The sequence below is a fragment of the Burkholderia sp. Ac-20349 genome, from assembly GCF_017104865.1.
In the GTDB taxonomy this organism is placed as follows: domain Bacteria; phylum Pseudomonadota; class Gammaproteobacteria; order Burkholderiales; family Burkholderiaceae; genus Burkholderia; species Burkholderia aenigmatica.
Window position 1 is genome coordinate 16055 of record NZ_JAAGPM010000068.1, and the last position, 25349, is coordinate 41403.

At 62.7% G+C, this 25349-nt stretch carries 23 protein-coding genes and 1 tRNA gene; 9 read left to right on the forward strand and 15 right to left on the reverse strand.

What is annotated here, in order from left to right; translation table 11 throughout:
• Positions 1-129 precede the first annotated feature (129 nt).
• Together G3N61_RS21895 and G3N61_RS21900 are read left to right on the forward strand one after the other, a co-directional pair.
• Positions 130-1497, forward strand: coding sequence for an MFS transporter (locus G3N61_RS21895; RefSeq protein ID WP_089450917.1), 1368 nt, complete (start codon positions 130-132; stop codon positions 1495-1497).
• Positions 1484-2533 carry a beta-propeller fold lactonase family protein gene (locus G3N61_RS21900; protein WP_205823558.1) on the forward strand — a complete coding sequence of 350 codons (1050 nt, stop codon included), beginning with the start codon at positions 1484-1486 and terminating at the stop codon, positions 2531-2533. The genes G3N61_RS21895 and G3N61_RS21900 overlap by 14 nt, the downstream gene beginning before the upstream one ends.
• A gap of 61 nt (positions 2534-2594) precedes the next feature.
• Here G3N61_RS21900 and G3N61_RS21905 read toward each other — a convergent pair whose 3' ends face one another.
• Complete coding sequence (locus G3N61_RS21905) at positions 2595-3632, reverse strand: AraC family transcriptional regulator (protein ID WP_205823559.1); 1038 nt, start codon at positions 3630-3632, stop codon at positions 2595-2597.
• 205 nt (positions 3633-3837) lie between these two features.
• Here G3N61_RS21905 and G3N61_RS21910 point away from each other — a divergent pair, with 205 nt between their 5' ends.
• A complete protein-coding gene (locus G3N61_RS21910) occupies positions 3838-4947 on the forward strand; it encodes a fatty acid desaturase (RefSeq protein WP_205823560.1) in 1110 nt (369 codons plus the stop codon).
• Between the two features lie 9 nt (positions 4948-4956).
• Here G3N61_RS21910 and G3N61_RS21915 read toward each other — a convergent pair whose 3' ends face one another.
• From G3N61_RS21915 to G3N61_RS21950, 8 genes are all read right to left on the reverse strand, one after another.
• On the reverse strand, positions 4957-5577 hold the full coding sequence (locus tag G3N61_RS21915) for an HAD family hydrolase (protein WP_089450921.1): 621 nt from the start codon (positions 5575-5577) through the stop codon (positions 4957-4959).
• A 143-nt stretch (positions 5578-5720) separates the two neighbouring features.
• Positions 5721-6596: a hypothetical protein gene (locus tag G3N61_RS21920; RefSeq protein ID WP_205823561.1), complete on the reverse strand. Its 876-nt coding sequence runs from the start codon at positions 6594-6596 to the stop codon at positions 5721-5723.
• A gap of 51 nt (positions 6597-6647) precedes the next feature.
• Positions 6648-7304, reverse strand: coding sequence for a TerD family protein (locus G3N61_RS21925; RefSeq protein WP_089450923.1), 657 nt, complete (start codon positions 7302-7304; stop codon positions 6648-6650).
• Positions 7305-7404: 100 nt separating this feature from the next.
• On the reverse strand, positions 7405-8421 hold the full coding sequence (locus G3N61_RS21930) for a DUF475 domain-containing protein (RefSeq protein WP_043188715.1): 1017 nt from the start codon (positions 8419-8421) through the stop codon (positions 7405-7407).
• A gap of 43 nt (positions 8422-8464) precedes the next feature.
• Positions 8465-9211 carry a VWA domain-containing protein gene (locus G3N61_RS21935; protein WP_043188718.1) on the reverse strand — a complete coding sequence of 249 codons (747 nt, stop codon included), beginning with the start codon at positions 9209-9211 and terminating at the stop codon, positions 8465-8467.
• A gap of 20 nt (positions 9212-9231) precedes the next feature.
• A complete protein-coding gene (locus G3N61_RS21940; RefSeq protein WP_205823562.1) occupies positions 9232-10326 on the reverse strand; it encodes a toxic anion resistance protein in 1095 nt (364 codons plus the stop codon).
• A 353-nt stretch (positions 10327-10679) separates the two neighbouring features.
• Entirely contained in the window at positions 10680-11096 is a 417-nt protein-coding gene (locus G3N61_RS21945; protein WP_089450926.1) for a hypothetical protein, read from the reverse strand.
• A 45-nt stretch (positions 11097-11141) separates the two neighbouring features.
• Entirely contained in the window at positions 11142-11771 is a 630-nt protein-coding gene (locus tag G3N61_RS21950) for a LysE family translocator (protein WP_205823563.1), read from the reverse strand.
• A 186-nt stretch (positions 11772-11957) separates the two neighbouring features.
• On the opposite strand from G3N61_RS21950, the gene G3N61_RS21955 reads away from it, so the two are divergent.
• From G3N61_RS21955 to G3N61_RS21975, 5 genes are all read left to right on the forward strand, one after another.
• A tRNA-Ser gene (locus G3N61_RS21955) sits at positions 11958-12048 on the forward strand.
• Between the two features lie 322 nt (positions 12049-12370).
• The gene (locus G3N61_RS21960) at positions 12371-12838 is read left to right on the forward strand and encodes a hypothetical protein (protein ID WP_205823564.1); all 468 of its coding nucleotides are present in this window, start codon (positions 12371-12373) and stop codon (positions 12836-12838) included.
• 153 nt (positions 12839-12991) lie between these two features.
• On the forward strand, positions 12992-13687 hold the full coding sequence (locus tag G3N61_RS21965) for a helix-turn-helix transcriptional regulator (RefSeq protein ID WP_205823565.1): 696 nt from the start codon (positions 12992-12994) through the stop codon (positions 13685-13687).
• A gap of 115 nt (positions 13688-13802) precedes the next feature.
• Positions 13803-14282: a hypothetical protein gene (locus G3N61_RS21970; RefSeq protein WP_205823566.1), complete on the forward strand. Its 480-nt coding sequence runs from the start codon at positions 13803-13805 to the stop codon at positions 14280-14282.
• A 118-nt stretch (positions 14283-14400) separates the two neighbouring features.
• Positions 14401-15504 carry a hypothetical protein gene (locus G3N61_RS21975; protein WP_205823567.1) on the forward strand — a complete coding sequence of 368 codons (1104 nt, stop codon included), beginning with the start codon at positions 14401-14403 and terminating at the stop codon, positions 15502-15504.
• On the opposite strand, the gene G3N61_RS21980 is transcribed toward G3N61_RS21975, so the two are convergent.
• Genes G3N61_RS21980 through G3N61_RS21995 form a run of 4 tightly spaced genes read right to left on the reverse strand, consistent with a single transcriptional unit; the run spans position 15494 to position 21283 of the window.
• Positions 15494-15781, reverse strand: a complete 288-nt coding sequence (locus G3N61_RS21980) for a PAAR domain-containing protein (RefSeq protein ID WP_205823568.1) — start codon at positions 15779-15781, stop codon at positions 15494-15496. The two genes, G3N61_RS21975 and G3N61_RS21980, sit on opposite strands and share 11 nt — an antisense overlap.
• A gap of 8 nt (positions 15782-15789) precedes the next feature.
• Positions 15790-17121: a type VI immunity family protein gene (locus tag G3N61_RS21985; RefSeq protein ID WP_205823569.1), complete on the reverse strand. Its 1332-nt coding sequence runs from the start codon at positions 17119-17121 to the stop codon at positions 15790-15792.
• Positions 17122-17164: 43 nt separating this feature from the next.
• Positions 17165-18448, reverse strand: a complete 1284-nt coding sequence (locus G3N61_RS21990) for a VRR-NUC domain-containing protein (RefSeq protein ID WP_205823570.1) — start codon at positions 18446-18448, stop codon at positions 17165-17167.
• A 3-nt stretch (positions 18449-18451) separates the two neighbouring features.
• Positions 18452-21283: a type VI secretion system Vgr family protein gene (locus G3N61_RS21995; protein ID WP_205823571.1), complete on the reverse strand. Its 2832-nt coding sequence runs from the start codon at positions 21281-21283 to the stop codon at positions 18452-18454.
• 867 nt (positions 21284-22150) lie between these two features.
• On the opposite strand from G3N61_RS21995, the gene G3N61_RS22000 reads away from it, so the two are divergent.
• Positions 22151-22885, forward strand: a complete 735-nt coding sequence (locus G3N61_RS22000; RefSeq protein ID WP_241017851.1) for a hypothetical protein — start codon at positions 22151-22153, stop codon at positions 22883-22885.
• On the opposite strand, the gene G3N61_RS22005 is transcribed toward G3N61_RS22000, so the two are convergent.
• Together G3N61_RS22005 and G3N61_RS22010 are read right to left on the reverse strand one after the other, a co-directional pair.
• On the reverse strand, positions 22767-24782 hold the full coding sequence (locus tag G3N61_RS22005; RefSeq protein WP_205823572.1) for a sodium:solute symporter family protein: 2016 nt from the start codon (positions 24780-24782) through the stop codon (positions 22767-22769). The two genes, G3N61_RS22000 and G3N61_RS22005, sit on opposite strands and share 119 nt — an antisense overlap.
• A 3-nt stretch (positions 24783-24785) precedes the next feature.
• Positions 24786-25121 (reverse strand): DUF4212 domain-containing protein, encoded by a 336-nt coding sequence (locus G3N61_RS22010; RefSeq protein ID WP_205823573.1) that lies wholly within the window; start codon positions 25119-25121, stop codon positions 24786-24788.
• Positions 25122-25349: the final 228 nt, after the last annotated feature.

Here is a 25349-nt window from a genome sequence, read left to right on the forward strand (position 1 = left end):
GGGTAAACCCGCGACGCCTCCCTCGTCTCTCAGGCGTACTATGTTATACGACGACATACCATGCAGACCGCCACCCAGACGCGGACGCGGGCAACCGCCCCGTCCGCCCCCGCCCGATCGGAGACACGCTTGAACCCGCCCTCGCCCGCCCTGCCCGGACGCGACCCGCTCGCGTCCGCCGTCTCGAAAGTGAAGTGGCATGTACTGCCGCTCGTGCTGATCATGTTCATCGCGAATTACATCGACCGCGTGAACGTCGGCTTCGTCGATCGCCATCTCGAAGCGTCGATCGGCATCGGCGCGGCCGCGTACGGCCTCGGCGCCGGGCTGTTCTTCGTCGGCTACGCGCTGTTCGAAGTGCCGTCGAATCTGCTGATGCAGCGCTACGGCGCGCGCGTGTGGCTGGCCCGGATCATGGCGACGTGGGGCATCGTCGCGGCCGCGATGGCGTTCGTGTGGAACGACACGTCGTTCTACGCGCTGCGCTTCCTGCTCGGCGCCGCCGAGGCCGGCTTCTTCCCCGGCGTCGTGCTGTACCTGTCGCAATGGCTGCCGCCGCAGGAACGCGGCAAGGCGATGGCGATCTTCCTCGGCGGCTCCGCCTTCGCGTCGGTGCTGTCCGGGCCCGTCACGGGTGCGCTGCTGTCGGTGCGCGGCTTCGGCCTCGAAGGCTGGCAGTGGATGTTCCTGATCGAGGGGATGTTCTCGGTCGCACTGTGCGGCGCGAGCTGGCTGCTGCTGAAATCGCATATCCGCGACGCCACGTGGCTCACGGCCGAAGAACGCACGGCGCTCCAGAACGCGCTCGACGAGGAGCGCGCGACGCGCGACGTCCGCTCGAACGTGCCGGTGCGCGCCAGCGCGCTGCTGCGCGATCCGCAGATCATGCTGTTCTGCTTCCTGTATTTCGCGATCCAGCTGACGATCTACGCGGCCACGTTCTGGCTGCCGACGATCATCCGCAAGATGGGTGGCCTCACCGATTTCCAGGTCGGCCTGTACAACACGATTCCGTGGATGATCGCGATCGGCGCGATGTACGGCTTCGCGGTGCTGTCGTCGAAGTGGAAGCATCCGCAGCGCTGGCTCGCGTGCTCGCTCGTGCTCGCCGCATGCGGGTTGTTCGCGTCGACGTCGCACGATCCGGTATGGTCGTTCGCGTCGATCTGCTTCGCCGCGCTCGGCTTCAAGGCCGCGTCGTCGCTGTTCTGGCCGATCCCGCAGGGCTATCTCGACACGCGCGTGGCCGCGGCCGTGATCGCCTTGATCAACTCGGTCGGCAACCTCGGCGGGTTCGTCGCGCCGACGGCCTTCGGCTATCTGAAGCAACATACGGGTTCGATCACGGGCGGGCTGTATGCGCTCGCGATCGCTTCGCTCGTCGCCGCGGTCGCCGCGCTGTTCGCGCGCACGCACCGGCGCAGCGATCCGCCGCGCGGCCTGCCGGCCGACGACTCCTTCACGAACGCTTCGATGCTCCGCCATGCCGAACACTGACCGCCTGACCGTCGTCGTCTCGAATGCCGCCGACGGCGACCTCGCCACGTTCTCCCTCGCCGCTGACGGCACGCTCGCGCCGCTCGCCCGCTACCCGGCCGGCGACGTCGCGATGCCGATCGCCGTACAAGCCGACCGCGCGCGGCTCTACGTCGCGACGCGCGACGAACAGCCGACGATCGTCGCGTTCCGCGTCGTGCCGGCCACCGGCGCGCTCGTGCGCATCGGCGCGACCGCGATCGACGCAAGCCATGCGTACCTGTCGCTCGACCGCAGCGGCCGCTGGCTGCTCGGCGCGTCGTACGGCGGGAATTCGCTGAGCCTCTACGACGCCGCGCGCGTGCGCGACGGCGACGGCGCGCCGCTGCAGGTCGCGGGCGGCATCGCGAACGCGCACTCGGTGATCGTGTCGCCGGACAACCGTTTCGCGTACGTCAGTTCGCTCGGCTCGGATCGTGTGTTCAGCTTCGCGCTCGTCGAGGACGCGGGCGGCCTGCGCGCGCTCGAACACGGCGAAACGCGCGTGCCGGCCGGGTTCGGTCCGCGTCATCTGCATTTCGCGGATGACGGCCGTACGCTCGTCGTCGTCAGCGAATTCCAGGCCACGCTCGCGACGTTCACGCGCGATCCCGACACCGGCCGGCTTGGCGATGCACACGTGAGCGCGCGCCATCCGGCCGTCGCCGAACTCGCGCAAGGCCACGCACGGCCGCCCGCGCCCGCCGAGCCGTCGGTCTGGGCCGCCGACCTGCACCTGACGCCCGACGAGCGTTTCGCCTACGTCAGCGAACGCACGTCGAGCCGCCTGCTCTGCTATCGCCGCACCGAGGATGGCAGGTTCGAACCCGCGCACGCGACCGTCACCGAGACGCAGCCGCGCGGGTTCGCAATCGATCCGTCAGGACGCTGGCTCGTCGCCTGTGGCGAACAGTCGGAAACCGTGTCGGTGTATGCGATCGCGCCGGACGACGGCGCGCTGTCGCCGCACGCACGCGTGGCCGGCGGGCGCGGTGCGAACTGGGTCGCGATCGTCTGAAGTCGTGGCGCGCGCGGCATGACTCGGCAGGCCCACAACGTAGGCCGGTACGTCCCCGGGTTCAGCGCCGCTCGCTCGGCGCAACGCCCGTCCAGCGCTTGAACGCACGCGTGAAATTGGCGCGATCCGTATAGCCGACACGCGCGGCGATCTCGTCGACCGGCAGCCGCGTCCCCTCGAGCAGCCGCAGCGCGTCGCGCAACCGGATCTCGTCGAGCAGCGCCGAATAGGTCGCGCCGTACTCGGCGAGCTTGCGCTTGAGCGTACGCGCCGACACATGCAGCTCGCGCGCGACGTCGTCGACCGACGGATAGCCGCCCTCGCCGCAGATCAGCAGGTTGCGCACGCGCTCGACGATGCTTTCCGCATAGCCGAGCCGCGCGAGTTCGGCCTCGCACTGCTGCACGATCATCTGTGCGGTATGCTCGTTCGCGGTGCCGATCGGTTCGCCGAGCAGCGCGGCGTCGCAGCGGATGCGGTTCGCGCTCGCGTCGAAATGGCAGCGCGGCAGCCGCGCGCGATAACGCTCGAACCACGGCGGCTCGGGCCATTCGAAGTGGAGTTCGGCACGCGACTGCAGCGTGCGCCCCGGCACCGGATACAGCAACGAATTGAACAGGATCGCCGTCTCGACCAGGAAGTTCTCGACCGCGAACTGCCGCAGCCGGCCCAGCGGAAACGCTTCGAGCACATCGATGTCGACGATCCCGTCGAGCTGCGCGAGCCGCACCGAAAAGAACGGCACGCGCGTCGGCAGATAGCGGATACCGAGCGCGATCGCCTCGCCGAGCGTCGCGCAGCTCATCAGCCCGAAACCGATCAGTCCCGCTTTCGTCAGGCTGCTGCGCAGGCCGATCTCGATCGCGATCGACGGGTCGTCGGTGGCGTCGAGCAGGTTGAACACGATCGCCGCCTGTTGCAGCGGCGTGATGCGCGCATCGGGTTGCGCGAGCCGGTCGCGCTCGACGCCCGAGCCGGCAAGAATGCGGCCGCCGTCGATGCCGCGCTCCTCGGCCAGCATCAGCATGAACAGCGCATACGCGGACGACACCGTCGCCTTGTTCAGCTGGCGCGCGGCATCCGGGACGGACAGGACCATGCGGCGGACTCCGGAGCGGTTTCGGCGGATTGTAGCGTCGCTGGCCCGCAATGACACCGGGGCGAGACTCTAGCCGCGCCGGCCGGCCAGCGTGGCCCGAAATGACACCGCCATTGGCACCGGCGGCCCTCGCGTGCGGTCCGGCGCGCGCCTATGCTTGTCACATCGGCATTGCGCCCCACCCTTTCCGCAGGAACCCCGGTCGATGAGCCAACCCGCACGAACCGCCTTTCGCAACGACGCGGACAAGGTCGCGTATGTCCGCCGCGAGGTCAACGCCGCGAGCGACGCGATCCGCGCGCGCGTTCCGCTGCTCGACAACCAGAACCTCGTCGGCGCGACCGTGATGGCCGTCTCGGTGAGCGCGATGCTCGCGATCGCCTGGCTGTATGCGCGCGGTGCGATCGCGTGGTACGTCGCGCTGCCGCTCGCCGCGTTCGTCACGTCGCTGATCCACGAGCTCGAGCACGACCTGATTCACCTGATGTACTTCAAGAAGACGCCGTGGGCCTATCACCTGATGATGGCGCTGTGCTGGCTCACGCGGCCCGGCACGATCAACCCGTGGACGCGGCGGCGCATGCACCTGCATCACCACAAGGTGTCGGGCGGCGAATCGGATCTCGAGGAATACGGCATCACCAACGGCGAGCGCTGGGGCGTGAAGCGCCTGCTGATGATCGCGGACGGCATGCTCGCCGTCGTGCTGCGGCCGGCCGCGATGCGCCGCAAGGTCAAGCAGTATGTGGCCGCGCAGCCGGTGCAGGATCCGTCCGAGCGCCTGCAGTTGCGCGTCGAACAGGTGTCGTCGTACATGCCGGTCGGTCACGTGTACTACGTGCTGTGGCACGCGTTCATCGTCTATCACGTCGGCCTGTTCGCGCTGCATGCGTTCGGCTACCCGGTGACGGTGCCGGCCCTCGTCGAACGCGCGATGAGCGTTGTCGATTTCCTGGCCGTGGTGTGGCTCGGGCCGAACTTCGTGCGCAGCTTCTGCATCAACTTCGTCAGCTCGAACATGCACTACTTCGGCGACATCGATTCGCGCAACGTGATCCAGCAGACCCAGGTGCTCAACCCGTGGTGGATGCTGCCGTTCCAGCTGTTCTGCTTCAATTTCGGCAGCACGCACGCGATCCATCACTTCGTGGTGCGCGACCCGTTCTACATCCGCCAGCTGACCGCGCGCACCGCGCATGCGGCGCTGCGTGAAGTCGGGGTGCGCTTCAACGACGTCGGCACGTTCGCGCGGGCGAATCGCTGGGGTGCGTATCGTCCGGCGCGCGGCACGCGCCAGGCTCAGGCCGACGCGTAACGAACTGCATCAGCCGCCGATCGGCGGCATCGGCCCTTGCCCGCGGATCCACGACCAGTTCGCGAGCTCGGCCATTTCCTTGTCGCCACGGCTGTCGCCATACGCGAACAGCTGCTTCGGCGGCCGGTTGCCCCACCACCCGCGCAACCGCACGACCTTCTGCGGCCCCCAGCAGTTTTCGCCGTCGAGCCGCCCGGCGAAGGTGCCGCGCTCGAACGCGAGCCGCGTCGCGAGCACCGCATCGAAGCCGGCCGTCTTCGCCCACTTCTCCAGATACAGCGACGGCGACGCGCTCACCAGCACGAGCTCGTGCCCGCGTGCCCGATGCTCGCGAATGCGGTCGAGCATTTCCGGACGCACGAGGCTCGGCAGGTAGCTGTCGACGAACGTGCGCGCCTGCGCATCGAGCGCGTCCTCGCGCACGGGCCCGAACGCGAACGACGCGAACTTCGCTTTCGCATCGCCGCGCGACAGCAGCCCGGCCTTCATCGCGACGATCCACGGCAGCGCACGCAAGCCGGCCCAAGCAAAGCGTGGCGTGCCGACCGCATAGCGGACGAAATGGCGAAAGCTGTCGGTCGTCGTGATGGTGCCGTCGAAATCGAATGCGGCAACGATGCGGTCAGTCATAGAGAATCGGCGGGAAAGCGATGAGATGCCCGGGAAGATAGCAGACTCGCGCCGGTGTACGTGAAATGGCGTGACGCGGCGTGGCCTGCGCAGCGAATGCACGCGCCGCGGCGCGCGCATTCCGTGCCCGCCGAGCCGTGCGCTCAGCGCTGGGGCCGCGCCGCCAATGCCGCCGGCAGCACGACGTTCATCAGATGATCGGCGCGCGACAGCAGATCGGTCACGCGCTCGTCGAGCCCGCGCAATTGCACGGGTTGCATGCGGATCTGCTGCACCGCCTGCCCGACGATGTTGCGTCGGTCGAACAGCGTGCGCTCGACGCCCGCGTCATCCGGTGCGCGCACGACGTCCGACACCGCGCTCAGCGCCGCGAGCACGACCACGAGGTTCTCTTCTGCATGGCGGACCTTCGCGGCGAGGTCCTCGGTACGGCGCGGAAAGAAACCGAGCGACTGCTTGAGCGCCCCGATCGCCGCACGGTAGTCGACGTGGCCCGACGCGGCCGCACCGAACCAGCGTTCGAACATGCCGGCCTTGCGCGTCGCCTGCGCGAGCATGCCGGCCATCATGTCGGCCGCGCCGAGTTCGTTGAACTCGCGCGTCGCCGCCGCGACGGCTTCGACGAGGTTGCCCGCCGTCTCCAGCGCGCCGTCGCCGATCGTCGCGACCGTCGCGAGCTTGAGCGGGACCAGTTGCCGGATGTGCCGCTCGATGCGCGGCGCGTAGTCGGGATAGAGATTCGGAAAGCTGGCCTGCGCGGCGCGGAAGCACGCTTCGAGCTGCGGGTGGTTCGATTCGCCGAACACCGCGCGGCCGACCGCCTCGGCCGGTGCCGCGCGCACGGCCTTATCGGACGCAGGTGCCGGCCCGAAGTCGAGCGCCTGCGGCGCCGGCCGCTCGGGCGTACGCGCGACCGGCGTCGCGGCCGCAGGCGGCGCGTCGAACGCAAGACGCCCGGGCGTGCGCTCGGGCGTCGTATCGAACTCGAGCCGCTTCGGCTCGTCAGACGGATTCGTCATCGCTGCTTCCTGCCCGGCGCGGCGGTATCCCGCCGGCCGGGCTGCCGCCAGTCAAACCGCGCCGCCGTAAGCGCGCACGAAGTCGCCCAGGCCGCGGTTGTAGCCGGCGCCGACCGCCTTGAACATGAAGTGGCCATCGCGGCGATAGAAGCTGCCGACCTGCACCGACGTCTCCATCGAGAAGTCTTCCTCGAGCGCGTACTTCGCGATCACCGCGCCCGACACCTCGTCGGCGATCTGGATGTAGCTGTTGCGCACCTGGCCGAAATTCTGGCGGCGCGCTTCGGCCTGGTCGATCGTCACGACCACCGAGATTTCCTCGATGTCCGCGGCAAGCTTCGTCACGTCGATGAAGATCACCTCGTCGTCGCCGTCGCCGCTGCCCGTGCGGTTGTCGCCGCTATGCACGACGCCCAGGCACTTCGACGCGGGCATCCCGCGCTTCGGAAAATCGTCGCCCGGCTGGATGAAGGTGTCCTTGCGCTCCATCGTGCGCACTTCGCTGTTGTAGAACACGAAGTGCTGATCCGAGATCAGCTTCGGATTGCTCTGCGCGTCGTACTTGCACAGGAACACCGACACGTCGAGATCGAAATCCGTACCCGTGTCCGTCGAGTTCGCATCCCAACCGAGACCGATGCGGAACTTCTGCGTGCCGGGCGCTTCCTTCGACAGGTTGACGCGACCGCCTTTCGACAAATTGATCATCTGAACCTCTTCTGCTGGAACCGCCGTTGCGCCGGCGGCAATGCCGGGCCGCCCTGCGCGGCCCCTCGTTGATGGTGTTCGACCCGCGCGTCGCGCGTGGTCACTCGCCCGCCACGGCGGTCCGGTCTTCCTTGCGCTGCACGACGATCGACGACCACACGGCCGCGGCGATCATCGCCGCGCCGACCAGGCCGGTGATGACCTCGGGCACGTCGAACTTCACGCCGAGGAACATGATCGTGGCGAGCGCACCGATCGCCCAGAACGCACCGTGTTCGAGATAGCGGTACTGCGCGAGCGTGCCCTTCTTCAGCAGCACGAGCGTCATCTCCCGGATATAGGCCGCGCCGACGCCGAGGCCGAGCGCGATCAGGAAGATGTTGTTCGACAGCGCAAATGCGCCGATCACGCCGTCGAAGCTGAACGACGAATCGAGCACTTCGAGATACATGAAACCCGCGACGCCTTCGCGCACCACGCGCGTGCCCGTCTCCTCGCCGCCGATCAGATCGCCGATGCCGTGCGCGATCACGAAGCTGATCACGCCGAACGCACCCGCGAGCAGGAAGCCCACCTGCTCGGCCGCCGGCACGTAGAGCGACGCGACGATGATGATCGCGAGCGTCAGCGCCACTTCCAGCGCCGTGATGCGGCCGAGATGGCTCATCGGGCCTTCGAGGAAACCGATCCAGTGCTCGTCCTTCTCGGTATCGAGCATGAACTTGAAGAACACCATCAGCAGGAACGCGCCGCCGAATGCGGATACCTGGTGATGCGCGGACGTGAGGATCGCCGCGTACTTCTCCGGCGACTCGATCGCGAGCGTCAGCGCGTCCCACATGCCGATGTGGCCGATCACGGCGACGATCAGCAGCGGGAACACGAGCCGCATGCCGAACACGGCGACCGGCAGGCCGAACACCATGAAGCGGTTGCGCCACTTCTCCGACCAGTTCTTGAGCACCGATGCGTTGACGACCGCGTTGTCGAGCGACAGCGAGATTTCGAGCACCGACAGGACCGCGACGATCAGCATGTCCTTCACGCCGCCGAGGAGATAGGCCGCGATCAGCGCGAGCACCGTGAGCGACAACGGGATCTTGAAGTCTTTCAACATGATGGGGTAATCGAGTTCTGGATAAAAGGCGTGCGGGCCGCGCTTACTTCGCGCGCACCCAGTCGCAGAATTCCTGCGTGATCAATTGTTCGTAGATCTGTTCGTCGCTGACGTCGAGCGATTCGAGATGCAGGAAGCCGACGTTCGGCATCTCGTCCGCGACTTCCGCGAGGAAGCCGAATTCGCTCGGATCGCCGACGCCGACGAGCGACCAGTACAGCGGGTAGTGCTGCGACTCGGCCAGCAGCTGGCGCACGCGCTTGCGGTCGTTCTTCGGGTTCTGGCCGTCGGTGACGAACAGCACCCACGCGGGCAGATCGCCGTTCACCGGTGCGGACGCGGCCGGCGCGGGCGTTTCGTCCGCACCGCCGAACAGCCGGCTCAGGAAGCCGCGCTTCTCTGCGCGCTTCGGCGACGGCTCCGGCGCGCGGAAGAAGAAATCGACGATGTCGTTCATCACCGGCGCGTACTGCGTGCCGCCCCACTTGTCGATCCGCGCTTCAAGCACGTAGTCGGAGATGTACGAGCCGTAGTTGTCCGGCGTCGCGGTCGGCAGGCGATCGTAGCCTTCGGTGAAGGTCCACGTGTCGACTTCGCCGTTGTCGTCGAACTTCAGTGCGATGCCGAGGATCCGGTCGTGCGTCTCCTGGATCACGCCCGACTGGTAGAGCGGCTTCGCCGAGCCGGAGATGTCGAGCGCCGCGCCAACGCGCACGACGGGCGGCTTCAGGATCTGGCGTTTTTCGAGGACGATCGCGACCTTCGCCGCGCGTTTCTCAAGCGTAATCATGCGGTGTTCTCTCGGTTCTTTCAGTTGTGCTTCGGAGCGAATCGGGTGATCAGATCCTGTTCGAGCTGGCGCAGGCGCGGCGCGTCCTGCTCGCGCTGGCGCTTGCCGTCGGCGATGATCTGCGTGATGTCGTCGAATGCGCCGAACAGCTGCTGCTGCGCGTATTCGAACGTGTCGGTCGAGATCACCGGGCGCTGGCCGAGCTTCGCGACTTCCTGCGCGTTCTGGCGGTTCAGGTCGGCCTGCGCGCGGATCGCCTCGTCGGCCGCGTCATACGTCGCGTTCGCGAGCGCCGCGGCGCGCTTCGTGCTGAGCTGCTCGAGGTAGAGCGCGAACGCGTTGGTCCACGCGGGAATCAGCACGGTCTTGATCGTCATGAACTTCGACGTCAGCGTGCGTTTCTGGTCCTGCTCCATCCGGATCTGCGGCGCGAGCTGCTTCGACATCAGCATCGCGCGGTCGAGGTCGTCGAGCTTGCTTTCGAGCGCGTCGACCTTGCGCTTCACGTCGAGCAGGCGTTGCGCGGCGAACGCGTCGTCCGCCGGCTGCTGGCCGGCCTCGAGATGCGCGCGCAGCGTCACGAGCGCCGTTTCGCCGTGCGCCTTCGACTGCGCGAGCTCCTGGTGCAGCGCGTAGTTGTCGTTGTACATCCGCTCGAGTTCGTCGATGCCGGCCTTCTGGCGCTGCGCATGGTTCTCGAGCTCGACGACGAGCGTGTCCATCCGCTTGCTCACCGTCTCGTATTGCGACAGCAGCTTCTCCTTGGTCGAGCGGAACAGCCGCGTGACCTGCGTGAGCAGCCCGCCCTTGTCGGCGCCGCGCGGGTCGAGCCCCTTCGCGGTCGCGATCAGTTCGTTGAGCTTGTCGCCGAACTGGTCGGCATCCGACGCACGGACGCTCGCGAGAATCTGCTGGGAGAAGGCGGCGATCCGCGTGCCCTGCGTCGCGCCGAGCTGGTCGATCTCGTCGACGGTGATCAGGCGGACGTTCTCCGCCGGGCGTGCTGCCGGCACGGCAACGGCGGCGACGACAGGCACTGCGACGGGTGACGCAGACGGGGTGGAAGGACGATCGCTGACCGCATCGGAGTTCTTGTCATCGAATAGCGGCTTCATGTGGCTACCACGTTTCCTTTTCTGCTTTCTGCTGCGTGTTGTCATGCGCGCGAGGCGCGCATCCGCGATTGCCGCCGTGCTCTCTCACGGTCGGCAGACGGACAATAAATGCCTCGAGCGCCTTGCGTCAAGGGAAGGAATTCTTTCAATCAGCATTCATTTTGTAATGTGTCAGGTGGATACGATGCCCGACCGTCGCCGTTCCTGCCGCCATGCGCGTTGGCTGCGCAAGATTTTGAGCCCGCCAAACTTACATGTCTGATCAATGCGAAAGAGAAATGAAACCGGCTGTTCTGGCAGGTTTCGGACGGCGTGCATGCGCGGACGAGACGTCCGCGAGCGCCGATTCGGCGTTACCGTTCCTGCACGCGACTCATGCCGAGCCGAGGCACGATGAACGGCACGGATCGGTCACGAATCGTGAAATCCCAGCGTCCGTCGATCCCCACGAACGTCGCACTGAAATGCCGGCCGTCGGTCCACGTGATGTCGTCCAGATGGCACGATGCGTACATCGCGCCGACCGTACGCTGCGCGAGCGCCTTGAATGGATCCTTCGACACGAGCGTGAACGTGACGGCCTCCTCGAACAGGCAGTCGTAGTCGGTGACGAGCAGATACGCGTCCGGCGTCTCGTACTGGCGAAGCAGCACATAGCCGGAAACAGTGAGGCCGGAACGTACGCCGTTCACGCGCACATGGGTGCGCGACGGCCACGTTTCGTACGGACCGTCGTGCGTTTCGAGCGTGAAGCGCTCGATCGGCTTCATCGCCGCGCCGCTCGGCGGGAGGCGTGTTCCCGATGCATCGCCGCGTCAGTGCGCGGCCTTGCGATACAGCGCGACGTACCCCGCGAGCATCAGCAGCAGCGACCCGCTGACGCGGTTCAGCCACTTCTCCCCGGCCGCCTTCCACACCCGCACCGAATGCACGCCGAGCAGTGCGTAGCCGGTCATCCCGACGACGTCGATCGCGACGATCGTCGCCGCGAGGATCGCGTACTGCGGCGCGATCGCATGCGACCGGTCGACGAACTGCGGCAGCAGCGCGGACATGAACAGGTAGTACTTCGGGTTGCTCATCGCGACGAAAAAGCTCTTCAGGAACGCGGTCCGGCGATCGGGTGTCGCGTGATCGAGCGCCTGCGCGGCGGCAGAACCGCCGGATGACAGCAGCATCCGCACGCCGACATAGGCGAGCCAAGCAGCGCCGGCCAGCTTCAGCGTGACGAATGCCGTTTCCGACGCGTCGAGCAGCACGCCGAGGCCGAACCCGACCAACGCGACCATCAAGACGTCGGCCGTGACGGCGCCGAGCATGCCGACCATCGCGTGACGCAATCCGTACCGCGAGCCGTTGCTCATCGCGAGCAACACCGTCGGGCCGGGCGTCGCGACGCCGACGGACAGGATCAGGGCAAAGGCGAGCAAGGCGGATGGTGACATGGCGTGGCGTTCCCTTTGAACGAACGGCTGGAAAATGCAGGCGGACGGGGCATGATCGCACGACGGCGCGACTGCCCGCTCGACGGTCGTCGGGCGGGCCGCCGACCTCGCGACCCGACCGATTTGCATGGATCGTCGGACGGAGTGGCGGACTGCCGCCAGAGTTTGCTATACTCTCGGTCTTCCGGAGAGATGGATGAGTGGTTTAAGTCGCACGCCTGGAAAGCGTGTATAGGTTAATCGCCTATCGGGGGTTCGAATCCCCCTCTCTCCGCCAGAAATATCGAAAAAGCCCCGCAAAATCAATGATCTGCGGGGCTTTTTGTTTTTTGACCCATCATCAGGCCAAAACTCAGCCGGGTCACTGAACTTCGCAGCTTCTCATACCCACAGTAGTTGCCCGTTCCCACTACGTCATGCGCAATGAGCCACGGCTCACCGTCAGGTTCGGTGCGCAGCGCAAACCTGACAACAGTTTGTGCCACAACGTTCCTACTTTGAGCCAACGTATATCATCGTCGGCCTAGTCGCGCATGCCCTCGGTTAGACTTGGTCCCTGCCGAATCTTGCAGCGTTACCGACAACCCGGTGCTAAACACGTGCGCCACAATCACAACGAAGCACCGCGCAAAAACGACATCCCCTCGAAGCAAGAAGCCTCTAAGCAAGGACAAGTTGCTGCCGTTGACAGCGGTCGTCGCTCGAAAAAAGTCACTGGAACATCACCCTGCACTTGCTTCGCTGTTTGGCGGCACCGAAAGCACCGATATCGTCAGCAAGGTATTCCAAACGCCTACATCGCGTACTTCGTCCATGAGGAGACAGTCGGTCGTCAAGACCTAGATCAGTTTCGTATCGCTGAAGCTGCCGTGGTTGAGTGCGCGGTCGCCGGGAGGAAAGCTGGAACCTTCGAAATTCCGGCCAGTGGTCGCGCCGCCGTCGAGCACATCCTACTGATGCGCGATCAGCAACTGGCGAGCACGCCCGCCCACGTGGTAGCGTCGGCTCACGTGCGCCTAGCCCAATTCATCGCGACCGAAAAACTGTCTCCGATCGCCGACCTGTAAGGTTCGGTTGGTGGTACGCCGGACATCGGCCTTGACGGCCATGTGACCTCAGCCTGCTCGCGTCTGTCGGTAGACTGTCGGGTTCCTGTCGTGTTGCGTCGGCGTTTCGCTCCCCATACTTTGCAACATCGATCAACACGATGGAGCTACGAAATGAACAGTACCGGCAATTCGCAACAAAGCCGCTTGCTCACCCCGGCCGAACTGGCCGTGTGCATCAAGTTGTTCCGGGAGACACGACAATGGTCACAAGAACAACTGGCGGCGATTTCGGGGCTGAGCGTGCGCACGGTCCAGCGTGTCGAGCAAGGCTTGTCCGCCAGCCTCGATACCCGGCGCGCGCTCGCCAGTGCATTCGAATTCGAAGATATCGATGCGCTCAACAAGCCGTTCTCGATCCCTTCCGAAGAAGAATTTAAGGCAGCGAAGGAAAAATTTGACCGGGAGCATGTCACATTGACGGCACTTCCCCTGACCACGGGCAAACAATTGGCGACGCTCGCGGAAACCTGCCACGCGGACTTATCTGAACCGGCTTTCGAGTTGACCCGCGAAGCAGATGAGACTTTTGCCATGCTTGTGGACTATTTACGAGATTTCCGGGATTGCGCCGATGCTTTCAGCGAAACCCAAAAATTCGATGTGTACGACGAGTTGCAGTCTCACATCGACGCGCTCCAGACACTCGGTGTCTCGCTACGCTATGCAGAACGGAAGATGCAGGTGAAGTTCGGGGCGGACGAGAATAGCAAGCCGATGCCCATCAACGTGCTGTACGTTGTCGCCTTTCCGCTCGGCAAGGAGCCGGAGCAATTTGCGACGCCAAGGTCCGGCAATCTTGGCTGGTAAGCGACGAAATTCAATTTCAAAGCTGGGGGCCACGTGGAGCAGTCACGGCGAGGCCCTGCTTGGGATCGACGGCAAAAATGCGAACTATTTCTCGTCATGGCGTCAGAGGAACTGTATGAACGTCAACTTGACTACCGCCTTACCCGTATTTCTTGGTGCACTCGCATCTGGCCTTTTTGCGCTTGTTGGCGTCATCGTAACGTCAGCGCTTGCTCAACGACGGGAGCACGAATCGGACTGGCGTCAAACCAAGATTGAACACTACCAAGAGTACGTCACGGCCCTATCGAATATCATTTCCGGACGCTCCACTGCAGCCGCACAGGAGCGTTACGCCGACGCCGTGAATGCACTGGCGCTCGTGGCATCGCCCAACGTATTGGACGCCGTTCATGTATTCCAGAAGGAAATTTCCTACCGGAATTCGGAACGGAGCGATGCCCGACACGATGCACTCCTGAGTGCGGTCATGCAAGCCATGCGCGTCGATGTCCAGCCGAGTCGCTTTCACGACACACATCGTGAATTTCATTTTCTTGCACCGCCGCCCGCGTCTGGTCCCAAGCAAGATGCTGACGTGGCAAGAAGGTTGTGAAGTGACCAACGAAACATAATCAAGTCTAGGGCGGAGTGGTACTCACAACGTACCGGCGTTGCTGTAACCGTCGGGCGCTCATCCGTACGCGGCCGCGAACAAACGAGGTCAGAGCAAGATGCTTCTATCCAGAATTCAACGAGACTTGTTCGAGTTCACGGAACGCGACCCGGACGACTTCGCTGGCTTGGTGGAGTTCTGGTATCGCGCGAACAGTGAAGCCCTATCTGCGGCGCTAACCGCCCATCATGGGCTAAACCTCATTTTGAACGTGAGGTCGTTCAGCAATTTCGAATCACTCGCGAAACGACTCTTCCTGATTGCAGACACGCTGATACTTCGTGATGCACGAAGTTGGGCTGCTGACAGTGCAGGTTATCGAGACATACCCGTCCCAACCGGGGAGTATCGCCCCGGATTTCTACCCGATGCGCTTAACGAACTTCGCGAGCTTCGACCGTCGCCGCTGACATTAAACTACCGCCCCAACCTTTACTGGACCAGCACCACAAAGACTTTGAACAACGGACTGCATATCGCATATGCAGGGTCAGCCTATCATCCGATCCCTTCTGAGTTCATCGACTGGATCGGCGGTCCCGGCGGCGACTACATGCGAACCGGGCAAGTCGTCTATGCACCCTTCATTCCTCCTCTGGAAATGGAGCTTGAGTTTCTGAAGCATGAGGTCGACCTACCCGGTCAATTCGGCGCAGCCTCGCTCTTTCATCAGCGCCACGATTGGCTTTCTGACAGTCATACCCATGCACTGCTTTCGCTGGATGTGCCATTTTTGGACGGACTCGACATTGCAACCTTGTCAGCCGTCAAACAAGACAATCGCGATGCCTTCAGCACGTTCAGCCGTAGCCTGACGGATGCACCAATCGGCATCAAGTCAGCGTTTGGTACCGAAGGGTTTGTACGCGAGGTTCGAAGCATTCAACGGAATCAGATCGACGCCGCGCTCAGCGACGTAGAAAAGACAGTGCATCGCATCAATCAATCGCGCGCGCTACGGAAGATGGGCATTTTGACGGGGTTGATCGGCCTTAACGCGGCTACCCTCGTTGGCGCTCCAAACGCGACGATCGTGACTGGCCTGGCCTCTGGCGCAGCGGCAATGATCGCCGAGCGGGTTGCTCATCTTAAAGAGCGTGGGGAGCTTCGGGACAAGAAGGGCTACTTCCTTTGGACGCTCAAAAACGCCATCACGCGCTGACCGACATGACGTGCTGCGACGCGACGAGCAACGGCGGCACCGGGCACTTGCAAACGCACAGGTCGTCACTCAACGCGACGCGGCGACCGTCCGGCCCTGTCATTGGCAATCTCGGGCCGACGCATTGAATTTTGCCTATCGTCTTGCACACCGGACAAAACACATCATCGTTCTCATGCGCGATGTGCCTGCCGTCGAGCGCGAACGGCGTAGCCTTGGCTTGCACCGTTCCCGCCACTGTCGTGTGATCACCGTCGAGAATCAGGTATCTCGTCATTGTCGGCGTTACCCGTCTTGCTTCTCGTTCGGCGACCAGTGCCAGTTCGTTGTACCCCACGAACTGCCCTCGATCACCGGCATGATTTCGCCAGCTTCGAAGTAGCGGCGACTTCCCGCCTTTGCTGGCGTGTGCCACCAACCAGCTTCGGGGCACGGGTTACCGCCACGCACACTCTGGCGGGCCGGTTCGCGACTTACAGGCGGCGGAACGATCGTCGGCGGCTCAGGAATCGGCGGAGCACCGGGCAAATCGAACCGCGCTTGCCATGTTCGAGCGTTCTTGTTGTCGGCATTTTCTAGTTGCGGATCGTACAGATGCAAACCATCCGGTTTCGGGTTGCGCAGCTTGCGTAACACGCTGTTGACGAACACGTACGGCTCCGGCAAACCCTCTTCGGGCGCGCCCAAGCGCGGAAATGGTCCGGCTCGGACGAGCACACAATGATTAATGCGCTCGATTTGAATGTCGTCACGGTCAAGGGCCGCACGCAACGAATTTTCACCGCCGAGCCGTTCAACAAACAGGTTGCCAAGAATCGTGTACCAACTGACGCCTTTTATAAAACCCCATCGATGAACTTTTGCGCCGGGACGAAGGTAATTGAATACTGCCGTCAGGGCGTACGGTTCTCCATGATGCGAAACGGGATCGTATTCGTCTCGACCAAAGTGGGCGCAAGCATCGACCTCGATTCCGCTGAACCGTTCGGCAATCGCCCATTCCTGCGCCTGCCACTTGTGGTAGTCATACGCGGTCACTGCCGACAAGCCACCATAGCCGCCCCGCACGTCAAGTTGCTCACAAACGAAGTGCAGGAAATACTCGTACTGCGCTTGACCTTCTGGTTGCGTGACCAACTCCATCGGTACGCTGAATTTCAAGAACGACAGTTCCATTTCCTCCCCTTTCGGAACCTTGTAGCCCGACGGAGCTTCGTAGTCGAATGGGTTCGCACTGCCTGTCAGCGTAGCGATTTGATAGTCGGATGCGACGGTAGAAGTAGGGGCGCTCGATCGCATGACGCTGACTTGGACGAACTCAGCACTATCGCTGATCGCCTTGCGGATTTTCTCAACACCTTTCGCAGTTTTTTTGCTGAACTTCGCCAGGTCCTCATCTTTGCCGGTGATGAGGTGTTTGCCGAACAGTTCATCAAACTTATCGAAGCAAGCGAGCAAGCCACGCCGACCCTCTGGCTTCGAGCCGCCAGCAAAATACACTGTACCGATGACCCCCGGCTTGACAGCAAAGCTGTTGTCGGCCAAACGTACGCTCAACTCTTCGGCGTAGCGTGCATAGGCTGCGAACGGTGTCAGCACCACAGATTCATTGCTCATGTTGAACGTTCTGATTGAGATTCGACAGTAAATTCCCGTGCGATCACGCTGCGGCCGCTGTCACGCCTAGCGCGAGCGCAAGCACGGCAAGCGTTTCCGCCGTGGCGGCTGCGACAATCGCCGCAAGCGCAAGCAGTATTGCCAGCAACGCTTCCGAAAGCACGATGATGATAACCACACCCGCGACAACAGCGGCGACGACAACTAGCCCCTTGATGATCGACGTGCCAATCTGCGCCCAATTGATTTTTTTCAGCAGTTCCCACGTCATGTCCGTCGAACGGACAATCGCATCCCATCCAGCCTTCAACTGCGCAGTCGTATAGCGATAAATTTCGTTGCCTTTTTCGTCCACCCATCGCCATGTCGCTGTCGCCTTGTCCGCGACCCAACTGCCAGCGGTCAGCGCCCACGGAGCGTGCTGCTGTAACCAAGCGTGCGTTTCGGCGGACAAGTAGGCCGCCCCATCATTCGCCGCATCCCATGCGGCTGCAACGGCCGCGTGCCCGACTTCTCCTGCTTGCCGAATCCACGCTTCGTACCATGCAGGTTGGGGAATCGGATCGGCCGATCGAATCGGCGCGCGCAGTTGCCGTTCGCGACGCTTCTGACGTAATTCCGCTTCGCGTTCCTCCGGCGACATGGCAAGCGCACGTTGTCGCGCTTTTTCAAGATCGCCGTGACAGTCGCTGACATCGATCACTGACATGTGACTCATATATTCGCCCGGGTTTCCGGCAATTTTGCGATACGCAGCTTCCTGGCCAGTGCCCCAATTGTCACCGGGAAATTTAACTTCGACCAACCTTAGTGAATTATTGCCGTGTCCGTTGCCGTCGTGATCAACAGGGCTACGCCCCGGCCAGCGATCAGTTGGATTGATCACGATGATCACGTCTGGTCGACGTGTCATGATGAGTCTCACGCCATTGACGACGACATTTTTTCTGCCGGGAGGGAACGGATTCAATGTATGCCGCCGTCCGGGACCCTGCTCTTTCGTACCACCCAGAAACGGTATCGGGGCTTCGATCCCTCTCGACACATAATCAGGAAACATGTCAAAACAGACCTCCGCTTTGTACTGCCACCGAAAGTCGGCTATGTCCTCATCGACGCGGATCGCGGCTGTCATCACGACCTGCTTGAGCGCCGAAATTGTGTTCGTGCCGTCAGGTAGCTGGATGTTGACGAAATCCGGGGCCTGCAGTGCGTATTCAATCTTCTCTTGTAAATAACCCTTCGTACCCGGCGGTAGCTCGGCGTACGTAACCCTATCCTCATTGACGGTCGTGCAGGTCGCGACCGGTTCCATCGTGCCCGCCATGGGTCAGTCCTCCAAGTAGTCGCGTTGAATCATCGGTTTGTCCGAGCCTGCAAACTGCCACGACTCAACCTGAGCAGGCTTGGCCTTCATAGCTTGCAGCGGAACGTCTTGTGCATTCGGCGTGAACACAGGCACCGTCTCGCCAAGATCGTTCGTGTGGCTGAGCACGGTTCGTCCCGATGGCAGCTTCATTTCGTAGGCGTGTCGGATCATCGGTGTACCGTCTGTCTGATTTTTCAGGACATACCGCGCCTGGTACGACGGCTTGAACTGCGGCATCGTGTATGACTCGCTGACCGGCCCGGAGAAGCTGAACGATGCACCCTTGAAGTCAACGCTACCCGGTGCATGTATCGAGACGTTGCCGCCCATGACGCGAATCGTCGCTCCACCGCAGTACAGGACCAGTTCCTGATCGGCTGCGATTTCCATCCGTCCGGCCACCGACAACAATTTCACAAGCTGCTGCGCGATCATTTCAAGATCGCTGTTCTGCGCCTGTATTTCGACCTTGCCGTTGCCAGCAACAGCCTTAATGCCCTGATTGCGGGCGAACAGGCTCAGATGATTTATCGCAGCCGTGTGCATCGAACCGCCCGCTGCGAAATACGAATTCTGACCGCTGATCCAGTTGGCCTGTTGGTCTGCGCTGGCGTGAAGCGACTGATGCGTGGACAGGCCAATCCCTGCCGGACTGCCAAGCAGCAACAGCGATTCAGCAAATGCGTTCGCGTTGCCCGTTCCGCCGCCTGCTGTCCGGCCTCCAGATGCTTCGCCGGATGCCGACTGCTTCGATGCGTCGGTGAACGTCGTCAGCGCATCGATACCAAGTTTCAGACTTTCGGCCTGATGCTGTTCGCTCGCATCCGAAATGCTGCCGAGTAGGTTTTTCGAGCGCGTAAGCTGCTCGCGTGCCTCGTCAACGTCTAGCTGATCATTGTCGCGCGACACAGGATGCGCGCTGATCGACACGCCCCGGCTACCGCGCATCGACGCGTAATGGTCAGCGTGCAGCAGCAAACCCGAACCGAGATAACGCCCGCGAGAGTTGCCGCTCTGCTGAATCAAATAACCCTGCGCGATCGATGCATAGCTGCTGCCCGTGTAGCTGACGAGACGCGTACCGCTTTGGTTCGTGGCGTCGTCGTGAACGAACGAGTTGAATGCCCCCGTGCCGCCAAAGCCCTGCGACTGGAATCCAGACAGCAGCACGTTCGAATGCCATTGCGAGGGCGTCGCTCCGCCATTGACGCGTCCCAAAATGAACGGCTTGTCGCAATCGTTTGCCCAATAGGCGACTAAAACCCATTCACCGGCCCGTGGCACGTGCACCGATCCGTAGCCGTTACCCGTATCGGCCTGCATGGTCGACAGCAGCGGCGATGAAGCGAACGTGCCATCTGGATTTTTGCGGTCCCACGCGAAATGCACGCGTACCTGGTTCCGCTCGTTCGTCCACGCTTCCGATCCTTGCTGTGTCACGACGATTGCGTGTTCGATCGTCATGTTCGGCTTCGGGTGCGCGAGCGGGCTGCGATATTCCACGCTCGCCTCCTGCGCCTCAACCTCGATGACGAAAAATCCTGCTGTTCCGTCTTGCGCGTGCTCCTGCGTCTTGAAGCGCGCCCCATGTACCGCCTGTTGCTCGGCCAGTGTTGCGCGCAAACCGCGCGGATATTCCGTTGCCTGTTGACCAATCGAAACGTTGTTTTCGATGAACCAACGTGCTTCGATGACGAGAAATTCCCGTTTCTTCGGATCGCTGTCGGGGTGGCGTGGATGATTGTTCAGCGTAAATCGCAACCCAGCGTCAAGCCACCGCAGCCCCCCGACACCGAAAAAGCGCCGTGCACGCGAATCCCATCCCTCCACGCGCCGACGTGCGCGAGCTGCGCCGCTGTCTGAATCCGGGTAGCCGTACGCTGTTGGCTGGTAAACCGTCATCGGTGCAGCAGGGATACCGCGTTCCGATTGCCGCCTGCCGTCTGCTGCGTAGGTTGTCGAATTCGGCGCGCTTTCGGTTTGGAAATGCGAAGTTGGCCGCTTGTAGTCGAACGCGCGCGACATATAGAGCAGACTCTGCATCGTCTGCGTGACAGCCCATTGCGTGAACCCGTCCGCCTCGTGATCAGTGTTGCCGCGATAGAATTCGGCCGGTTTTGCTTCCGGCAACGACGACACGCTATCCAGAACAATGAGCGTCGTTTTCAGCGGCTCACCTTCCTTCGTCTGATCGTGGACCCAATAGAAATACCAACCTTCATCTTCGAGCAGGCGATGCACAAAATGCAGGTCGGATTCGCTCTGACGGCACCATGAACGCACGACAGGTTCGCGCCTCAGATTGAAACGGAACCGCCCCTGAAGCTGCGGATACCGGTTGAACACGTCCGAAATGATTTCGCGTGCGTCCTTTTCGAGCCAACCCTCGTCGTTATGGGTCTTGCTCAGGAAAATCAGGGCGGAAGAAAACTCCAGTTGGTACGTTGACATACTGCCATCACCGCCCAAATAGCTGACCTGATGCACGAATCCATGCACAGGGCGATAGACCGAATCGGCGTAAAGCGCCGTCCGCTGTTGAATCCACAGGGTGATGGGCTGGTGCATCAGCGACAGCAACTCAGTATCGCCGCGCAACGATGCAATATCCACGACCCACTGGTAATTGCCACCGATTCCAGACGATCCGCGCGCCCGCAATGGAGTCAACGTGTTCTTGCCAAGCGGCGTATCCAACATCAACAACCGGTCGCGCTGCAACAGGCCTCGATGAACGGCCTCGTACAGATCGCGGCCTTTCAGGTCCCCGGGCGCGGGTGGTTTGAATACCATTTCTTGTTGTCCTTCTCTCAGGTTCGACTACCGTCAGGGAAGCGACGCAAAGACGGTCAGCCAGCGGCGACGTAAAATCGCTCTCGCGCGATTCTAGCCAAAGTTTGAGGAATATTGTCGGACCTGACAGTATTTGATGCAGCTGAAATATCAAGCCAAGATGTGCGCCTGGCAAGCTCAGATGCCACTCGAAGCGACTAGCTATTTGCGCGCCGCACGAAGACCGTTGTGTCCGAAACAAATATGCAAACTGTTAAACGAACTGCATAACAAGTGCTCGCTCGTTGGCGCCGAGTCCACGCAATATATCGGCAATAGCCGTTAGCTGACATGCGCGCGCTTCGATCCGCGCTGCAAAAGCGAACAGAAGCGCCCATCAATCGTCGGTGTGCCGACTGTCGGCTGCGTCCGTGATGCGTACTTGCATTGTCTCCCCCTGCATCCGTGACGCGTGCCTTGCACACACTCATCTGCATCACACGCTTCACATCGATTTCTGCCGCCGGGCATCGAGCATGGGTGCTGGCAATACAATTCAATGCGCCTTTTATCGCTCCATTGTCTTTCTCGGCCCGAAGACACCTCATTCAGCCCGCCATTCGAAACTGAATAACGATCGCATATCCGCGTCGCGCGATTTTCGACAGCTCAAATTTCCGGTATGTGACCGTTAAATGACTTCCCGACAAACAACATTAACGCGTGTAGAGACCATGAAAAGGAGAACACTGATCGCGATCGCCGTAGGCGTAGCGTCCAGTTACGCGAGCTCGTACATCACCTTGTATCAGATGCGATCGGCCTTGGTCGATAACGATGCCGACTCGTTTTCCTCCCATGTCGATTTTCCATCGATGCGCGCAAGTCATGACCATGACGCGCGAGAAAATGACGAATTCCCCCGAGATGAACGGCAGTTCATTCGCCGACCTGGGAATAGTGATGGCGATGGGCTTTGTGAGTCAGGCCATCGACACGATGGTTACACCGACGGGAGTCGTGACCATGATGGCTCAGGGCGCGGCCAAACCGACGCACTCCAGCGTGCCGGCATCCTCTCCCGAACCATTGAAAACGGCTCATGCGGGGTCCGACGGTGGCGCCGCGCAACAAACAACGAGCAGCAAGCCGAAGGCCGACTATTCGGTCGGCTACAAGAACTGGTCGACGGTCACCGCAACGGCGCGAAAAGGAACGGACGACGAGGTGACATTCATCTTCAAGCGTGACGGCCTCTGGTCCTGGAAGCTGAGCGCAGTCAATCTGCCCATCGACAAGTTCGGTTCAAACTGGTTACCAAGAAGCGGACCGGCCCCGGCGCCCGTGCGCAGCCGGTCCACTTCCTCGTTTGGACCAAGCGTGCGGCGCACTGCGAATCCCGAACACCGCACGCTAAAGATGCAAATTCTTCTGACGATATCCGAGATTTCAGCTCCGCAAGTCCGATCCATGCGAACTAGAGCCATGCCGAACGACACCCGCGTCACGGATGCCGGATGTAATCCACCAGCGCCAGCGTATATTCATCCGGCTTTCGATCAAACAGACTCACCACGATCGCCACCGCAAACCCCGCCGGCACCCCGAACACCCCCGAACTGATCGGCTCGATCCCGAACCACGTGCGCCCTGCGAACCCCGTCAGCTGCGTGAAGTACGGATAGGTCGACACGATGTAGTACACGCACACTGCCAACCCCGTCACCATCCCCGCGATCGCCCCGCGCGTCGTCGTGCGCTTCCAGAACACGCCGAGCACGAGCACCGGGAAGAAGCTCGAGGCCGCCAGCGAGAACGCGGCGCCGACCAGGAACAGGATTTTCCCCGTATTGAGCGACGCGACATACGACGCGAACAGCGCGACGCCGAGCAGCAGCACCTTCGAGATCGTCACGCGCCGCTGGCTCGATGCGTCGGGCGCGACCATGCAGTAGTAGACGTCGTGCGACAGCGCATTCGCGATCGTCAGCAGCAACCCGTCCGCGGTCGACAGCGCCGCGGCCAGCGCACCGGCCGCGATCAGCCCCGACACGACATACGGCAGCCCGGCGATCTCCGGCGCGGCCAGCACGACCATGTCCGGCTGCATCTGGATTTCCGACCAGTGCACGATGCCGTCGCGAATCACCTCGACGACGCTGATCAGGTCGGGTTCGAAGTGATGCCATTGCGTGACCCACGCCGGCAATTCGGCGAACGGCCGCCCGACGAGGTTCGCGAGGATCTCGTACTTGATCAGCACCGCGAGCACCGGCACGCTCAGGTAGAACAGCGCGATGAAGAACAAGGTCCACCCGACCGAACGCCGTGCCGACGCCACCGACGTGGTCGTGTTGTAGCGCGTCAGGATGTGCGGCAGGCTCGCGGTGCCGAGCGACAGGCACAGCAGCAGCGCGAGGAAATTCCGCTCGCGCGGCTTGCGTTCGTCTTCGCTCGCGGCGGGAAACGGCTCGTGCATCGGCACGGGCGGCTCGGCCCGGGCCAGCAGGTCGTCGCGCGCCTGCGTCCACGCAACACGCGCCGCCGCCGGATCGCGCGGGAAGTCGGCCAGCTCGCGCTCGCGCTGGCTGATCTCGCGCAGCGGCCCGTTGTGGCGCCGCAAGTCGGCAAGCTGGTCGGCGAGGTGCCGGCGTGCGTCCGCATAGGATGCCGGCAGCCGGTCGAGCCGCGTCTGGATATCCGCGGCTTGCCGGCGATACGCGTCGCGCACCTGCTGCTCGTCGAACGCATCGCGCACCTGCGCTTCGCGCGCCGCGACGCGCTCCATCAGCTTGCCGTAATTGAACTGCGGCACGGGGCCGAGCCCGTTCTTCATCGCGATCAGCGACACCGGAATCAGGATCGCGCTGATCAGGATGATGTACTGCGCGACCTGCGTCCACGTGACCGCGCGCATCCCGCCGAGAAACGAACACACGAGGATGCCCGCGAGCCCGCAGAAAATCCCGATCGCGAAATCGACGCCGATGAAGCGTGTCGCGATCAGGCCGATCCCCTGGATCTGCGCGACCAGATACACGAACGAACACAGGATCGCCGCGCCGGCCGCCAGCGCGCGCACGGCCGTACTCGAAAAGCGCGTCCCGAGAAAATCGGGAATCGTGTAGCGCGCGAGCTTGCGCACATACGGCGCGAGCAGGAACGCGACGAGGCAGAACCCGCCCGTCCAGCCCATCACGTACGCGAGCGCGTCGTAGCCGGTGGCGTAGAGCGACCCGGCCAGCCCGATGAACGACGCGGCCGACAGCCAGTCGGCCGCCGTCGCCATCCCGTTGAATGCGGACGGCACGCGCCGCCCGGCCACGTAGTACTCGACGAGATCGGACGTGCGCGACAGCAGCCCGATCACCGCATACACGGCGATCGGCACGAACAGGAACACGTAGCCGATCCAGACGCCGGAGCCAGTGGCGCGCTCGATCCGCCACATCAGCAGCACGAACCCGAGAAACCCCAGCGTGTAGAGCGCATACGCGCGTATCAGTCGACGCGTCAGCATGGATCAGCGCCCGCCGCGTGCGTTGACGGCAAGCGCCGCATGGTCGTCGTACGCGCGACGCAGCGTCCGGTCGGCGCGCTGCATCAGCCCGATGTAGACGACGATCAGCACGAGATACACGAGAATCGCGCCCTGCGCGCCGACATAGAACGGCAGGCTGAACCCGGCGAAGCGGATACCCGCGAGCGCGGGCGCGAAGAACGGCACGATGAACGACACCGAAAAGCCGATCACCATCAGCACCGCGATCAGCGCGACGTTGAAGCGCCAGTAGCGCGCATGGGCACGCGCGAGCGGCTCGGGAACGGGCGGTGGCGCGGAACGGGTCGGAGCGGTCATGCCGTTATGTAACAAAAAGCCCCTGCGCGGGCAATCGGGATTGCCGCGCAGGGGCTCGTGCGCGTGATGCGCAACCGGTACGATCAGCGCACTTCGGCGAGCTGCTCGAGGATGGCCGGATTCTCGAGCGTGGACGTATCCTGCGTGATCGCCTCGCCCTTCGCGAGCGAGCGCAGCAGGCGCCGCATGATCTTGCCCGAGCGCGTCTTCGGCAGGTTGTCGCCGAAG

Bases quoted from the DNA above. Each gene is read 5' to 3' on its own strand.
- G3N61_RS21920 (WP_205823561.1), bottom strand. From the start codon at position 6,596: ATGACGAATCCGTCTGACGAGCCGAAGCGGCTCGAGTTCGATACGACG.
- G3N61_RS21990 (WP_205823570.1), bottom strand. From the start codon at position 18,448: ATGGCGGGCACGATGGAACCGGTCGCGACCTGCACGACCGTCAATGAG.
- G3N61_RS22000 (WP_241017851.1), top strand. From the start codon at position 22,151: ATGACCATGACGCGCGAGAAAATGACGAATTCCCCCGAGATGAACGGC.
- G3N61_RS21980 (WP_205823568.1), bottom strand. From the start codon at position 15,781: ATGACGAGATACCTGATTCTCGACGGTGATCACACGACAGTGGCGGGA.
- G3N61_RS21915 (WP_089450921.1), bottom strand. From the start codon at position 5,577: ATGACTGACCGCATCGTTGCCGCATTCGATTTCGACGGCACCATCACG.
- G3N61_RS21970 (WP_205823566.1), top strand. From the start codon at position 13,803: ATGAACGTCAACTTGACTACCGCCTTACCCGTATTTCTTGGTGCACTC.
- G3N61_RS21905 (WP_205823559.1), bottom strand. From the start codon at position 3,632: ATGGTCCTGTCCGTCCCGGATGCCGCGCGCCAGCTGAACAAGGCGACG.
- G3N61_RS21925 (WP_089450923.1), bottom strand. From the start codon at position 7,304: ATGATCAATTTGTCGAAAGGCGGTCGCGTCAACCTGTCGAAGGAAGCG.
- G3N61_RS21950 (WP_205823563.1), bottom strand. From the start codon at position 11,771: ATGTCACCATCCGCCTTGCTCGCCTTTGCCCTGATCCTGTCCGTCGGC.
- G3N61_RS21985 (WP_205823569.1), bottom strand. From the start codon at position 17,121: ATGAGCAATGAATCTGTGGTGCTGACACCGTTCGCAGCCTATGCACGC.
- G3N61_RS21965 (WP_205823565.1), top strand. From the start codon at position 12,992: ATGAACAGTACCGGCAATTCGCAACAAAGCCGCTTGCTCACCCCGGCC.
- G3N61_RS21995 (WP_205823571.1), bottom strand. From the start codon at position 21,283: ATGGTATTCAAACCACCCGCGCCCGGGGACCTGAAAGGCCGCGATCTG.
- G3N61_RS21945 (WP_089450926.1), bottom strand. From the start codon at position 11,096: ATGAAGCCGATCGAGCGCTTCACGCTCGAAACGCACGACGGTCCGTAC.
- G3N61_RS21900 (WP_205823558.1), top strand. From the start codon at position 1,484: ATGCCGAACACTGACCGCCTGACCGTCGTCGTCTCGAATGCCGCCGAC.
- G3N61_RS21940 (WP_205823562.1), bottom strand. From the start codon at position 10,326: ATGAAGCCGCTATTCGATGACAAGAACTCCGATGCGGTCAGCGATCGT.
- G3N61_RS22010 (WP_205823573.1), bottom strand. From the start codon at position 25,121: ATGACCGCTCCGACCCGTTCCGCGCCACCGCCCGTTCCCGAGCCGCTC.
- G3N61_RS21935 (WP_043188718.1), bottom strand. From the start codon at position 9,211: ATGATTACGCTTGAGAAACGCGCGGCGAAGGTCGCGATCGTCCTCGAA.
- G3N61_RS21910 (WP_205823560.1), top strand. From the start codon at position 3,838: ATGAGCCAACCCGCACGAACCGCCTTTCGCAACGACGCGGACAAGGTC.
- G3N61_RS21975 (WP_205823567.1), top strand. From the start codon at position 14,401: ATGCTTCTATCCAGAATTCAACGAGACTTGTTCGAGTTCACGGAACGC.
- G3N61_RS22005 (WP_205823572.1), bottom strand. From the start codon at position 24,782: ATGCTGACGCGTCGACTGATACGCGCGTATGCGCTCTACACGCTGGGG.
- G3N61_RS21930 (WP_043188715.1), bottom strand. From the start codon at position 8,421: ATGTTGAAAGACTTCAAGATCCCGTTGTCGCTCACGGTGCTCGCGCTG.